Source organism: Paenibacillus sp. CAA11 (genome assembly GCF_003060825.1).
Taxonomy (GTDB): domain Bacteria; phylum Bacillota; class Bacilli; order Paenibacillales; family Paenibacillaceae; genus Fontibacillus.
Window position 1 is genome coordinate 3,702,455 of the sequence record NZ_CP028922.1, and the last position, 13,850, is coordinate 3,716,304.

Annotated in this window: 9 protein-coding genes and 1 tRNA gene; 2 read left to right on the forward strand and 8 right to left on the reverse strand. The window is 49.1% G+C overall.

Annotated features, from left to right (window positions below):
* Positions 1-31: 31 nt before the first annotated feature.
* A complete protein-coding gene (locus DCC85_RS17325) occupies positions 32-2,035 on the forward strand; it encodes a methyl-accepting chemotaxis protein (RefSeq protein WP_159081917.1) in 2,004 nt (667 codons plus the stop codon).
* Positions 2,036-2,111: 76 nt separating this feature from the next.
* Here DCC85_RS17325 and DCC85_RS17330 read toward each other — a convergent pair whose 3' ends face one another.
* Positions 2,112-3,014: an AraC family transcriptional regulator gene (locus tag DCC85_RS17330; protein ID WP_108466699.1), complete on the reverse strand. Its 903-nt coding sequence runs from the start codon at positions 3,012-3,014 to the stop codon at positions 2,112-2,114.
* Positions 3,015-3,131: 117 nt separating this feature from the next.
* Here DCC85_RS17330 and DCC85_RS17335 point away from each other — a divergent pair, with 117 nt between their 5' ends.
* The gene (locus DCC85_RS17335) at positions 3,132-4,037 is read left to right on the forward strand and encodes a DMT family transporter (protein WP_108466700.1); all 906 of its coding nucleotides are present in this window, start codon (positions 3,132-3,134) and stop codon (positions 4,035-4,037) included.
* Between the two features lie 166 nt (positions 4,038-4,203).
* Here DCC85_RS17335 and DCC85_RS17340 read toward each other — a convergent pair.
* From DCC85_RS17340 to DCC85_RS17370, 7 genes are all read right to left on the reverse strand, one after another.
* Positions 4,204-4,280, reverse strand: a tRNA-Arg gene (locus DCC85_RS17340).
* A 151-nt stretch (positions 4,281-4,431) separates the two neighbouring features.
* Positions 4,432-7,803 carry a GH36-type glycosyl hydrolase domain-containing protein gene (locus tag DCC85_RS17345; protein WP_108466701.1) on the reverse strand — a complete coding sequence of 1,124 codons (3,372 nt, stop codon included), beginning with the start codon at positions 7,801-7,803 and terminating at the stop codon, positions 4,432-4,434.
* A gap of 55 nt (positions 7,804-7,858) precedes the next feature.
* Complete coding sequence (locus DCC85_RS17350) at positions 7,859-10,030, reverse strand: glycoside hydrolase family 3 N-terminal domain-containing protein (RefSeq protein ID WP_108466702.1); 2,172 nt, start codon at positions 10,028-10,030, stop codon at positions 7,859-7,861.
* 163 nt (positions 10,031-10,193) lie between these two features.
* Complete coding sequence (locus DCC85_RS17355; protein WP_108467936.1) at positions 10,194-10,952, reverse strand: alpha/beta hydrolase; 759 nt, start codon at positions 10,950-10,952, stop codon at positions 10,194-10,196.
* A 59-nt stretch (positions 10,953-11,011) separates the two neighbouring features.
* Complete coding sequence (locus DCC85_RS17360) at positions 11,012-12,019, reverse strand: LacI family DNA-binding transcriptional regulator (protein WP_108466703.1); 1,008 nt, start codon at positions 12,017-12,019, stop codon at positions 11,012-11,014.
* A 52-nt stretch (positions 12,020-12,071) separates the two neighbouring features.
* Positions 12,072-12,890 (reverse strand): carbohydrate ABC transporter permease, encoded by an 819-nt coding sequence (locus DCC85_RS17365; protein WP_108466704.1) that lies wholly within the window; start codon positions 12,888-12,890, stop codon positions 12,072-12,074.
* Between the two features lie 15 nt (positions 12,891-12,905).
* On the reverse strand, positions 12,906-13,805 hold the full coding sequence (locus DCC85_RS17370) for a carbohydrate ABC transporter permease (RefSeq protein ID WP_108466705.1): 900 nt from the start codon (positions 13,803-13,805) through the stop codon (positions 12,906-12,908).
* Between the last annotated feature and the right edge of the window lie 45 nt (positions 13,806-13,850).

Genomic DNA, 13,850 nt, shown 5'->3' on the forward strand with positions numbered 1-13,850 from the left:
CAAGCAGCGATACATATGTAGGGGGATGAACATGAAGAAAGAACAAACAAAAACAGCATGGTCAAAGCTAAACATTTTTAAGCACATGACGATCAAAAATCGTCTGATGATTTCATTTCTAGTTATTTTGCTCCTGCCCACTCTTGTACTGGGAATTTCCTCTTATCGTACAGCCAAACAAAATATTACCGACCAGATTTTGAAGAATACGAACCAATCCGTGGATTCCGTGAACAAGCAGATTACCAATCTTATTAATACCAGTCTTTCGGATCTCGACTATTTATCCAAGACTGTGAACAGCTCCATGGTAAACGGCTTGGAGAGCCCCGCACTCCGGGAAGTTCTTGATCCCGTTAAGGCTGTAAAAAAAGAATATGACTATGTTCAATATGCTACCTCCAGCGGCCAGCTGCTGAATTCCCCGCAGCAAACCTTCGCTGCAGGCTTTGACGTTAGAGAGCGCGGCTGGTACTCCAGCGCCATGTCCAAGAAAGGTACCTCCTTTGTCAACAAGCCAATTGTCAGCCAGGATGGAAAGGTTATCGTCGTTCCTTCCAAAGCCACAGAGGACGGTTCAGGCGTTGTCAGCGTCGTTCTAAGCCTGACTAATCTTGCCAATCGGGTAAACGAAATTAAGGTAGGCGAAAAGGGCAATGTCAGCATCCTGGATAAGGATAATAAGTACTTAACTCACCAGAGCATTGCTGCTGGAACCGAGAACAAGGAAAGCTACTTAACAAAGATGAAGGGCAAGAATAACGGAACGATCGAATACACCTCAGAAGGCAAGGATAAAATCGCCGTATTTACCACCAATGAGCAGACTGGCTGGAAAATCATCGGCACAATTGATATGGACGAAATTTTGCAAGCGAGCCATGGTATCCTCATCAAAACCATCATCGTGATCGTAATTTCTATTGTCGTCGGTGCACTGCTAGTTGCCTGGGTTGTCCGCTCCATTCATAAACCGCTGAACCGGTTGATGAAGGCGACTCAAAATATCGCTGCAGGAGATCTGACCGATGAGGTAGAGATTTCATCCAGCGATGAACTTGGCAAGCTGTCCGGTTCGGTCAATCAGATGACCGCTCATCTTCGCCAGCTGATCAGCCAGGTCGGCTTCAATTCCGAGCAGGTAGCGGCAACTTCCGAAGAGCTATCTGCCAGTGCGGAGCAAACCCGCGTAATCTCTGAGCAAATTGCTGCTTCTGTTCAAGAAATTGCTGCTGGTTCAGAGCACCAGGTTGAACGTGCCAACCACTTTGCAGTGACTACAGATGAAATCTCGAAAGGGATGGAGCAAGCCGCCAAATCTATTCAGTATGTCTCTAAGCTAACATCTGCTGCGAACAATAAGGCAGGAGAAGGAAGCCAAGTCGTTGCCGAGACGGTAGATCAAATGAACATGATTCACAGCACCGTAGGGCAGTCTGCCGAAGTCGTAAACACCCTTGGTGAGAAAACCAAAGAGATCGGCAATATCATCGGACTGATTACCGATATCGCTGCTCAAACCAACCTGCTCGCTCTCAATGCCTCCATCGAAGCAGCCCGAGCTGGCGAGCATGGAAGAGGCTTTGCAGTGGTCGCAGGTGAGGTGCGTAAGCTGGCTGAGCAATCCGGAGATGCCGCAGCCAAGATTGCGAAGCTGATTCATGAAGTACAGACAGAAGCTCACAATGCCGTGGAATCCATTAATGAAGGAACTACTGTGGTTAAAAAGGGAATTGATATGGTCTCCCTGACCGGGGATACCTTCAATGATATTGTGAAGTCGATCGAACGGGTTGCCGCGGAATCAGAAGCTGTCGCAGCCATTGTGGAACAAGTTAATGCCAGTTCCCACAACATGGTTGAAATGGTGCAAGGCGTTGCCCTTGTGGCCGAGAAATCTGCGGGCAGCACGCAAACGGTGGCTGCTTCGACGGAAGAACAGACGGCTACGATGGTAGAGGTCGCTTCCTCCGCAGAAGAGCTTAGCAAGATGGCTCAAGAGCTTCAGAATGTAATCAGCAGATTCAAAGTGTAATAGGGGCGCCTCCCCTAACTAAATATAAGAACAAAGTCACGGCGTGCAGGATCTTCCCTGCTCTGCCGTGACTTTTTTATATAAGAAGACGCGATCCTTCGTTTTTATACTTTTTATATACTAAGGGTGTCATGCCCATCGTACTGCGGAATTTATCTATGAAATAGCTTGTGCTGTTAAATCCCACCTGATAGGCGACCTCTGTTACATTGGCATCTGATTGTTGCAGCAGAATTAGACTTTTTTGGATCCGATAATCGGTTACGTAATTCAACGGGGTTGTCTTCAGACCCCGCTTGAAATATCGGCAGCATTCAGAGCGGCTTAATTGACCGGCTCGTGCAATGTCCTCCAATAAGATTTTCTCAGCATAATGTTCATGAATCCAATTTAGCATTTGCTTGATTCGCTTGCTTTTTACCATTTCCGCCTGTTCGTACTCTAATTGAACTCCATTCATAATGAGAGATTTCCAAATGATCGTAAGCTGCAGGCTGATGTCAATTTCGTAGTATGGAGGATTTTGAGATATCAACTGATGGATCTTCATCATGGAGTCTAAAATAGATTTCGCCCACAACTCCTTTGAATTCAAACGTAGATAAGGTACGTTAGTCGCTTGAATATAAGGGGATACATAACTCGTGTAGAGCTCCTGGGATAGTACAAAGCTTGGTGCCACATTCAAGCAGATATAGACACACCCCGAATCGCTTTGATCTGTTGCCATGTGTAAGCAGCCACTATTTATAAACAGCCCCTCACCTTCCCGAACCGCAATTTTATCTTCATTGATTTGAAAAATACAATCCCCTTTTAAAATCCGAACAAATTGAAACTCCTCATGCCAATGAAGGGGGATAAAGCCATGAATATTTTGCTTGATTGTTGTTTGGTAACATGCAATCGGCAATACGACTGTACGATGTTCAGTTAATTCTTTTAAGCGGTGATCCACCCTGAAGTCATTTATCTGCATGTTATCACCTCAATATCCTTATATTTTATGATTCAATTTAGATATTATTACACAGGTTTTCTTTTTAAAATAGTTCATATGATCATACTATTTTTGTATTTGAAGGAGATAACATAGATGAATAGAAGAAAAGGGATTTTCCTAGTGATTACAGGGGCTGCTTTTTGGGGAATTGGCGGCACCGTGGCAAAGAAGCTCTTTCAACACTATGGAATGGATGTGAATTGGCTTGTAGCGACCCGGTTGCTTATAGCAGGATTATTACTCTTAGCCATTCAGTTCATTGGAAAAAACCGTTCTCAGATCCTAGATGTGTGGAGAAATAGAAGCTCCGCTCTTCAATTGATGATCTTTGGGTTACTTGGAATGCTTGCCGTGCAATACACCTATATGGCCTCCATAAAACATGGCAATGCTGCTGTCGCCACGCTATTACAGTATTTGGCGCCCGTAATGATCATTATCTTCTTAGTTTTGCGCAAACAAACGGTTCTTACAAAAAGAGATATAATCACCGTTGCATTAGCTTTAACCGGAAGCTTCTTCTTATTAACGAGCGGCTCCATCTCACAATTATCTGTACCGGCATCAGCCGCCTTTTGGGGTGTCTTATCTGGAGCGGCCTTGGCCTTCTATACTTTATATGCCTCTGCATTGCTCAAACAATATGATTCCCTAGTCATCGTTGGCTGGGCTATGGTGATCGGCGGTTCTGCATTAAGCTTCATCCACCCGCCTTGGCAGGCCGACTTTAGTCATTTTACCCTGCAAACTTATTTGTACCTAGCTTTCGTTATTATCTTTGGAACGATGATTGCCTTCTGGTTCTATATTGAAAGTCTGCAGAGCCTGTCCCCTAAGGAATCAAGCCTTCTAGGCAGTATTGAGCCCCTGGCGGCTGTAATGACAACCGTCTTCTGGCTGAAAGAACCCTTTGGGATTTTTCAGTGGGTGGGCACAGCCTGTATCGTTGTAATGATATTATTTTTAGCTCTGAATAGAGCACCCTCTTCAAAAGAGTAGAACCGTTGGCAAACGATTAAGCCTCTGTCTGTCATATGGCCATAAATCCGCTTAAAACAAAAAAAGCCTCCAATGTTGTTAAATAAATGGAACGGTCATCACCTTGACCGATTTATTTAACCCATTAAACGCTTATCTCAACTCAACGATCCGATATACAAAAAAATGGCGTCCCAGGAGGGATTCGAACCCCCGACCGACGGCTTAGAAGGCCGTTGCTCTATCCAGCTGAGCTACTGGGACATATTTAAAATATATGTAAACAACGCGAGATTTATTATACCACAACTTCACTTTTTTTCAAACGAATTTCTTTATTTTTTTGAGGGGCTGCCGAGAAAGCCTTATGCTGACGGCTTCCTCAGCAACCCCAAAACTCCAACACATGGTGTTACTACATATATATATCTACGACAGTGCTTCCTTCAGAACGCAATTTATCAAATTCCTCGCGCTTTATTCGCAGGCCGCCTTCCCGATAACGGTTGTCCGTTCTCTCGGCCGCTGCCTCCTGTCCATTAATTTGAACAGAACGAACTGTGCCGCTTTGAATATGATAGTTAAAGGTAACCTGTCCTCCACCATATTCAAAATCAAAGCTTGTCCCGTCGAGCTCCTCTGGAAGCACAGGGTCAATCAGGAGATCCCCCTCTGCCTGGCGAATTCCAAGCGCATTGGAAATCAGCTGGTTCATGTAAATCCCTGGTCCGCTGGAATAGATTCTCCAGCCCCCCTTCACGGGAACCGAACCGGTTCGCAGCTTGTCAAATTGCTCCTGCGCTTCGTATCTTGTGCTGAACTTTCCGTCAGAGCTGCTGAAATAAGCATTGCTTTGGCGCAGTTCCGCATTTGGCACCTCCTCACGGATGCCCACAGGGTTGATCGCTGCAAGCCCATGCCAAACCCGCTCGCCCTTGCCGAGCTTCGCCATCGCCTCCACATAGCGGATATGCGCGTGAACATACTGCAGGCCAATCTCACGCCCGAAGTTAGCAGCCTGTTCTGCACGCTTGAAATGAACGCTCACCCCGCCCACATATTGGGCTGGCCGGTTCATCAGGCGGACGCCGTCCGGACAGAACAGTTTCTCCTGAATTAGCTGATCATGAGCCGCTGCCTGCTCCGGAGTGAGCAGCTCGCTGATCATGCCGCGCGTCATCGGCAGCAGACGATACTGAATCCCCGTCTCCTCATCCGTAGGATGGAGCATAAGCTTAGCCTCCTGCGGGTCTTCGAAATACAGGAAGCCCGGAATTACATCCGTGCCCAGCATATAGCGATTGAAATCACGGCGAATCCCTTCGGTTAATTGATCCAGCTCGCCAGCCAAATCAGAATCATGCTTCTTCAAAATGCCTGCAAGCTGACGAACAGTCTGATAAGTTAACGCTACTGTCCAGCTGCTGACCATATACTGCTTCAGCTGGGCATTCGCAGGCTGCAGAGTATCATCCCAATCTCCATCCCCGTAAGAAGACAAGAAGGTATCATGAAGGAAATGCTGCTTGATATAATTCAGCTCTTTTTGCGCATGCTCCTTAATGGAAGCCTTGGTCTCTGTAAAGTCAAAGCTGTGCTTCCGGGTGTAAGGAACCTGCTCATCCAAAATGGAATAATCCAGCGTTGCCGTGAGGTAATCTCCCAGCACTTTGAGCGGCCAGACGATAATGTCGCCATGGCTTTCTTCCTGCTGGATGCGGGTATACTTATCGAACATGAACCACTGTGGCCAATTACCGTCATCTTCGTACTGATGGGCAAATACGGTAAGCAGAATTTCCCGCACCTGCTCATACTTATGAGTGGCCAAGAAATATTCTACAGGACCCTGGCACACATCCCGTGTTCCCCACGCAGCTCCCCCGTATTGCTCCAACCCGTGGGGCACAGAGTAATGAACGAGCATATTATGCGTGTACCACCAGGCGAGCGCATTAACCTTAAAGAGCTTATCCTCCGTCTCTCCCCGCTTGCTCAGCTTAAAGCCATTCATCGTGCCTGCATAGAACTCACGGTAACGGGTAATCTCCGCCTCTACCGGACGCTGCCGGTATGGAAGCTCACCTCCATGAAGCAAACCTTGAACCGTCAACGTCCATTCCGAGCTCGGTGAGGTAGAGAGTACGATCAGGGACGCGCTGCCTTGAACAGGCCCAGCTGCCAGCAGCTCTTCATCACCTGCTTTATATTCTGCTCCATCCAGGATCATCCGGTATACAAGATCAGGATAAATTTCCGAGCTAATCGATGCATCAGCCGCACGGAAGCTTAAGATGCCGGTCTCCTCATTTTGCTCCATACGATAAGGAACTTCATATTCCCCAACATGCATTGTAATTTGGTTTGTGATCAGAAAACGGTAATTCGCTCCGCTTACGGCACGTACATGGAGTCTGACCTCCGGCGAGTCCACCGTAGTGTAATTGGTCACGATGAACGTATCCGCGTCCGTCTTATAGATCCAGCGGGCATAGTTAAAGCCCATTTCGAAGAGGGATGGCATCGTAAGGAGCCTATACTTTCCATCCACCTCTACGTACAGACGCTGGCCCGACATTTTTGGCACGTTCAGCGCATTCCGCGCATTGGACATCATTTTATTGAAGTTCGTATTGCCGACCACCAGCTGAGAATTGAAAATACCGTACATATAAGAGGTCGTTGTAATCGTATCGTCTCTAAGGCGGGCATTCTCCCCGCTCATCAGAATATGCCCATGCGGCCGTTCAACCCGCAGCTCTTTTTCCTTAAGAACTACATGCTCATAGGTATCCGTAAAAAATGCCAGCAGCTGCCCTTCTTCACGCTCTTCCTGATAACGCCGAGGGTACAGCCGGTCCACCACTTCCTCAAGCATGGACAGCGAATGGAGCGGCTCGCCAATATTCCCGGCCTGCGCAACTGCGTCCAGCAGCACGTCTGTCTCTTGTGCCTCGGCCGCTACACCTTCAGCCTCGTTCCAGGCCTGCTGTAGCAGGTCTTGGTATTCCAGCCCCGAGATCGCTTCGGGATGATCCTCTTGGAATAGGCCATAGAATACAAACCGGGCTTCTCCTTGCAGACGAATCCGCTCGGATTGCAGCGCTGTGAAGGCGAACTCGTATTGGTAAACCTCGTTCGCAAGGCTGGAGCGGTACAACGCTTCAGCTTGGTTGGTCTCCTTATAGGAGAGGCCGAAGAACTGAAACCCATCGGTAGAATAACCGACCGCCTTGGTTAACGAACCCTGCTGAAGATACGGAAATCGGCCGCCTTGAGGCTGGTTCTGGCGGGAGCAAACTACGTATCCCTTCTGCGCATCCTCAAATACCGTATGATCAATGTACTGGGACAGGTAGGCCTCATTGCTGCGCACCGCGCCGACATCGGCAATCCCTACATCCTGCGTATAGATCACATCCACTTCCAGAGCGGAGCCCTCCAGCTGGATATCCCAGAACCATATCCCTTGCTCTGTAGGTATAAATTGAACCTGATAGCGAACCGTCCCCTCTTTATGTTCAACTTCTCCCTTCCAGATCACCCGGCTGCCCGATTGAAGAGCACGGCTCCCTGACCGGATTCCAAGCAGCGGGAAGGCCTGAATCCCGTCTTCCAAGTGCAGTCTGAGATAGAGATTGCCGAGCGCCCCATCCAACGGATTGCTGAGCCATTGATTGATCATGGCGGCACCGCCGCATGCCTGGTACAATTCTCCGCTGCTTAGAAAAGAGAAGGTCAGATTCCCCTTCTGAATAGACAGCTTCTTATCAGCTACAGTTGTCATTCTTCTCACGTCCTTTTCTCTCTCGCTCATTCGTAGTTAATTGTTTGGCAGGATGCTAGCGGACCAATTGAAACGATCCCTTTGCCGCATCCCGGCTGTTCGGACCTATAAACAGTTCAAACCGCCCTGGATCGCTCTTATAGGATAAGTCGCTGTGGTAATAACGCAGCAGCGGCTCGTTAATTTCAAAGGTTATTTCAGCGCTTTCCCCTGGCGTAAGGCGTACCTTCCGGAACCCTTTAAGCTCCTTCATCGGCCGTACAACTTCTCCGGTAATATCGCGAACGTACAGCTGAACCGTCTCTTCACCGGTCAAAGATCCTGTATTCGTAACTTTTACCGATGCGGTGAGAGGATTCTCCGCGGTCAAGCTGTCCGATGACAGGACAAGCTCCCCATAAGCAAAGCTGGTATAGCTGAGTCCGTATCCAAACGGCAGCAGCGGCTCATTCGGAATATCCAAATACTTGGAAATATAACGTTCCTCGCTGCTCGCTTCCGATAAAGGACGGCCGGTATTGAAATGGTTGTAATAGACCGGAATTTGCCCGACCGTATGCGGGAAGGACATGCTTAACCGGCCTGAAGGGTTAGCCTTGCCATACAGAAGGTCGGCCACCGCAGCCCCCCCTTCACTGCCTGGATACCATGCCTCCAGCAAAGCATCCGCTTCATCGTATACGCCATGCAGATCCAGAGGTCTTCCGTTGAACAAGACGATCGCCAGCGGCTTCCCAAGCAGCGATATACGGCGCACCAGCTCAAGCTGAGCCTCCGGCAGCCGGATATCGCTGCGGCTTGCGCCCTCGCCGCTCATCTCGGAAGATTCTCCAAGCGCCAGAATGATCACATCGGCAGCCTTCGCAGCTGCTTCGGCCTCCTGCACCTCGGCCTCCGAGATCGATTCGATCTGGCAGCCTTGAGCGATGACCACATTCGAAGCCTGGGCGCTAGCCTGCTGCATTGCTGTTCCTAGCTGCGCAGCCTTCTCTTTCGAGCCCTGCCATGACCACCAGCCAAGGATATCTCCGCTTGCGGCGAACGGCCCGATCAGCGCGACCTTCTGGCCCGGATCCAGCGGCAGAAGCCCGCCTTCATTCTTGAGCAGCACGCTGGATTTCACAGCAAGCTCTCGGGCTACTTCCCGATGTGCTGCGCTGAAGACCAGCTGGGCTTCCGCTTCAGGATCAGCACCGCGATGCGGCTCTTCAAACAGACCCAGCTTTTCTTTCAATTCAAGGATGCGCAGGACAGCTTCATCAATCAGCGCTTCGTCCACCCGTCCCTCCTGAACCAGCTGAGGCAAATGATGGACATAGCATGGTGTCATCATCTCGATGTCCACTCCAGCCTCAATGGCTTTGAGCGCCGCTTCCTCTTCGCCCTCAGCGACACCGTGGGCGATCATTTCCTTGATCGCAGCCCAGTCGGAGATGAGCACCCCTTCAAAGCCCCATTCTTCCCGCAGCAAATCACGCATGAGCTTCTTGTTGCCGCTGGCCGGGATGCCTTCCACGGTATTGAAGGAGGTCATCACCATTTCACAGCCTTCATCAAGCGCTGCCTTATATGCCGGCAGATAATATTCCCGAAGCTGGCGTTCGGACAGATCGACGGTGTTGTACTCCCGTCCTCCCTCTGCGAGCCCGTAAGCCGCAAAGTGCTTCACACAGGCGGCTACACGATGCTTCTCAGAAGCCAGGTCCTGACCCTGGAACCCGCGGACAAAGGCTCGCGCAAACAGGGAGTTGAGGTAAGGATCCTCCCCTGTCGATTCCATTACGCGTCCCCAGCGGGGATCGCGCACAAGGTCCACCATTGGGGCGAAGGTGACATGCACGCCCGAAACCGCGGCCTCCTTGGCTGCAATCTCAGCGCTTGCCTCTGCAAGCTCCATATCCCAGGAGCAGCCAATTGCTAGCGGGATCGGGAAGATGGTCTTGAAGCCGTGCACAATATCGGCCATCACTAAGAGCGGGATACCGAGCCTGCTATTCTCCAAATGCTTATTCTGCAGCGCGATAACGTTCTCCGCACCGGACACGCCAAGCACGGAACCGGAACCACTTACATGAGCATCCGTGATACCCAGCTCTTCCATCGGACCCGTAATTTCCCCGTCATCTTTGATCTCATCGTAGAAGGGCGCTGCCAGCTGCAGCAGCTGAGAGACTTTCTCTTCAAGCGTCATTTTTGTTAATAGCTCTTTGGCCAGCCTACTTGCCATGTTCTAACCTCCTTAGCATTGTTTGAGAAACGTTTCGAGTTAATAAAATCCATTATTATACAATAATTACTGAGTTTAAAAACTGTTTTTTTCGAAACGTTTCAACCCTAAAGCGAATAAAAGGACTTGCAGCAGCTAAGCCATCGGTTTAAGGCCGCTTGTGTCAGAGCGGCAGCCATTCCAGCAACCGCTGGCTCACCCTGTCCCAATACTTCCACTCGTGCCCGGCAGTCTCTTCCTCGTAGGTGATCTCAAGTCCGGCCTGGCGCGCATGGTGAAGAAAGGCTTGATTGCCTTCATACATAAAGTCCTCTGTGCCGCAGCACTGGAATAATAGAGGCTGAGTGCCCCTAGCACCTAACGCTGCAGCCAGCTCGAATAAATCGTTATCACTGCCTTTAACCGCATCTACACTGCCAAAGATGCGCTCAGCTTCGTCAGGAGCAAAGCCGTTCGGTCCGCTTAGCCGCCTTACAATATCCAGCCCGCCGGACAAGCTTGCCGCAGCAGCATATTGCTCAGGACAGCGAAGAGCCAGCTTAAAGGCCCCGTATCCTCCCATGGATATCCCGGCAACAAATGTATCCTCCCTGCGCTGTGAGATCGGAAACAGGGACCCTACAATTTCGGGGAGCTCCTGGCTGAGATAAGTAAAAAAGAGTCCTCCCTGCTTCATATCCGTATAGTAGCTACGGTCCGCCCTGGGCAGAACCAACGCCACACCTTTAGCTTCTGCATAACGCTCTATCGAGGACTGCCGCGTCCATTCCGTATGATCCCCGCCCAATCCATGAAGCAGATATAGAACCGGCAACTTGCCTCCCCTGCTAGCGCGAAGCGGTGATTGCATAGGAATCACCATATGAATGTCGGTTGACATGCCAAGGGTTTCGGCATATACAGCCATCTGGATGTAAGCCACCTTGATCAACTCCACTTTATGCGTACTGGTGTACCTTTAAGAACCATACCTTCTAGTTATCATACCTCTAGCACCGATCCTACTTTACGAACAGACTCACGAGAGATGAGCTTAATCATCAGCTTGTAGGTGTCATTCACCTCATCACCGTCCAGCATCTGAAAGAGCAGGTGGCCTGCCAGCGAGCCCAGTTCATGCATCGGCTGGTGGATGGTTGTCAGCGGAGGATTTAGATATTCAGCCAGCTGAATATCGTCAAAGCCGATAACGGAAATATCCTCCGGCACGGATAGCCCGCCTTCCTGCAGCGCCATCATGCCCCCAATAGCCATTTCATCATTTCCATAGAAAACAGCGGACGGCAGCTCCCCCTGCATCATCATCATCTTTGTGGCCTTATATCCGCCTTCGCGAATAAAGCTTCCATTCAATCTCCACTTCGCCTTCTCTTCAAGTCCCGCTTCCTTCATGGCCCGCAAATATCCTTGGTGCCGAAGGCTATTATCATACGAATTGGACGGGCCGCTGATATAGGCAATGGACTTGTGACCGCAGTCTATAAGATGCCGGGTAGCCGTATAACCTCCCTGCTCTCCATCAACGAGCACATTGATCAGGCCTTCCGATGAAATCTCCCGATCCATCACAACGATAGGAAAGCGTTGGCTTGCCGACTCATACAGAATATCATTTGTGATATTATGAGCCAGCACGATAGCTGCATCTACCCTTTTCTCACGCAGAAATTTCACAGCTGTTGAATCTTGTCCGCCCATAGAGCTGCAGGCAATCAGGTCATAGCCATGAGCCAGAGCTACATCCTGGACACTGCGGATCAGCTCCGAATAATAAGGACCTGACAGGTCCGTTAGGATCAGTGCAATCGTATTGGTCCGGCTGCGTTTTAAATCCATGGCAAAACCGTTTTTGCGATAATTCAGCTGTCTTGCCGCCTCCAGCACCTTTTCCCTCGTCTTCGCACTTACCTTGCTGTCTCCGTTCAGCGCATATGAAGCAGTAGAAAGCGCAACGCCAGCTAATTTCGCCACATCTTTAATCGTAGCCATTTCACTTGTTCAATCCTTCCAGTTCTGGTCTTCTGAGTACATATCCTCTTATTTATTTCATCCCAGAGATCGTATATCCTTCTATAATATGTTTTTGGAAAAAAGCAAAAATGATAATGATCGGGATGACCATGAAGGCAGCTCCGGCCATTTGAAGTCCGAATTCCGTTCCATGCTGGCCTTTCAGCAGAGAAAGTCCAACCGAGAGCGTGTACAGCTTCTCATCATTAGCGATAATCAGAGGCCACAGGAAGCTGTTCCAGGCGCCGATAAAGGTAAGGATTCCCTGTACGGCAAATACCGGCTTCACGACAGGCAGAATTAATTGGAAGAATATCCGCAGCTCGCCAGCTCCGTCCAGCCTTGCCGCCTCTAAGAGATCTGTCGGAATGGTAGACATGAACTGACGGAACAGGAAGATACCAAATGCCCCAACCAGACCCGGCAGTATAATCCCTCCCATGGTATTTACAAGCCCCAGCTTGTTAATGATCAAATAGGTAGGAATCATGGTAACCTGTCCCGGAATCATCATCGTCGCAAGGATCAGATAGAAGAATTTATTCTTCCCCGGGAAGTCGAATTTGGCAAACGCATAGCCTGCGAGTGCATTCAGGAACAATCCGACAAACGAGAAGAGTACAATAATCAGCGTATTGCCGAGATAAATCAGAAAGTCCATTTTCACAAATAAATCTTTATAATTTTGCAGTGTTGGATGATTCGGTATAATGGTTGGCGGTATGATGGTAAATTCATTTTCCGGCTTGAACGATGAGCCCAGCATCCATATGAACGGGATCATCATCAGAAGTCCGCCAATGATCAAAATAGTGACCATGAACCCTTTTTCGAGCTTCTTAAGTGCCATTATGATGTCCCTCCTTTAGTATTCGACTTCTTTCTTTCTCACCGCAAATTGAACAATAGTTGCCAGAATGATAATAATGAACAGGACGAATGAGCCTGCTGCAGCATAACCGAAATTGCTGAGCTGGAAGCCATTATTGTAAATAAATAGCGCCATAGACATCGTCGCATTCAGCGGACCGCCCTTCGTCATGACCAGCGGCTCTTCGAAGAACTGAATCCATCCGATCAAGGTCGTAATGGTCACAAAGAAGGTTGCAAAGCTGAGCAGCGGAATCGTAATATGCCGAATCTTCTTCCATCCGGTTGCTCCATCAATCTCAGCCGCCTCATAATAGGATCGCGGAATACCTTGAAGCGCAGCCAGAAAGATGATCATGTTCAGGCCGATGGATTTCCACAGGGCGAGCAGAATCAGCGCAGGCTTAGCCAGATTTGGGTCCTGCAGCCATTCCTGTGCCGGAATTCCGAACCAAGACAGAATATAGTTGAAGAGACCGTACGAGCCATTATACAAATAGCCCCAGACTACAGCTACCGCCACAATATTGGTGATAGAAGGCATGTAATAAATGACGCGAAAAGCCTTGAACAGCTTGCTTGTGCCGTAATTCAGCAGCATCGCCACCGCCATGGCAAAAATAACAACCAGCGGCACTCCAATAAGTACATAAAAGGCTGTATTGTAAATTGATTTTATAAAGACAGGGTCTTTAAAGATGTTCAAATAGTTGTCAAACCCGACTGAGGATATATTTGCGTAATCGGCAAGCCCGAGCAAGTCCATATCCGTAAAGCTGATGATCAGCGCAATGATGATCGGTATGATCGAAAACACGAGCAGCAACAGCACAGCCGGAGCAATAAAGAAGTACGGATATTTATGTTTGTTCCATTGTTTCACGAATTGCCGCATCTCTAACTCACCCCTTAATTTTCTTCAGCCTTCCCCATGTATCCG

Coding starts and splice junctions, on each gene's coding strand:
- DCC85_RS17325 (WP_159081917.1), top strand. CDS start 32: ATGAAGAAAGAACAAACAAAAACAGCATGGTCAAAGCTAAACATTTTT.
- DCC85_RS17330 (WP_108466699.1), bottom strand. CDS start 3,014: ATGCAGATAAATGACTTCAGGGTGGATCACCGCTTAAAAGAATTAACT.
- DCC85_RS17335 (WP_108466700.1), top strand. CDS start 3,132: ATGAATAGAAGAAAAGGGATTTTCCTAGTGATTACAGGGGCTGCTTTT.
- DCC85_RS17345 (WP_108466701.1), bottom strand. CDS start 7,803: ATGACAACTGTAGCTGATAAGAAGCTGTCTATTCAGAAGGGGAATCTG.
- DCC85_RS17350 (WP_108466702.1), bottom strand. CDS start 10,030: ATGGCAAGTAGGCTGGCCAAAGAGCTATTAACAAAAATGACGCTTGAA.
- DCC85_RS17360 (WP_108466703.1), bottom strand. CDS start 12,019: ATGGCTACGATTAAAGATGTGGCGAAATTAGCTGGCGTTGCGCTTTCT.
- DCC85_RS17365 (WP_108466704.1), bottom strand. CDS start 12,890: ATGGCACTTAAGAAGCTCGAAAAAGGGTTCATGGTCACTATTTTGATC.
- DCC85_RS17370 (WP_108466705.1), bottom strand. CDS start 13,805: ATGCGGCAATTCGTGAAACAATGGAACAAACATAAATATCCGTACTTC.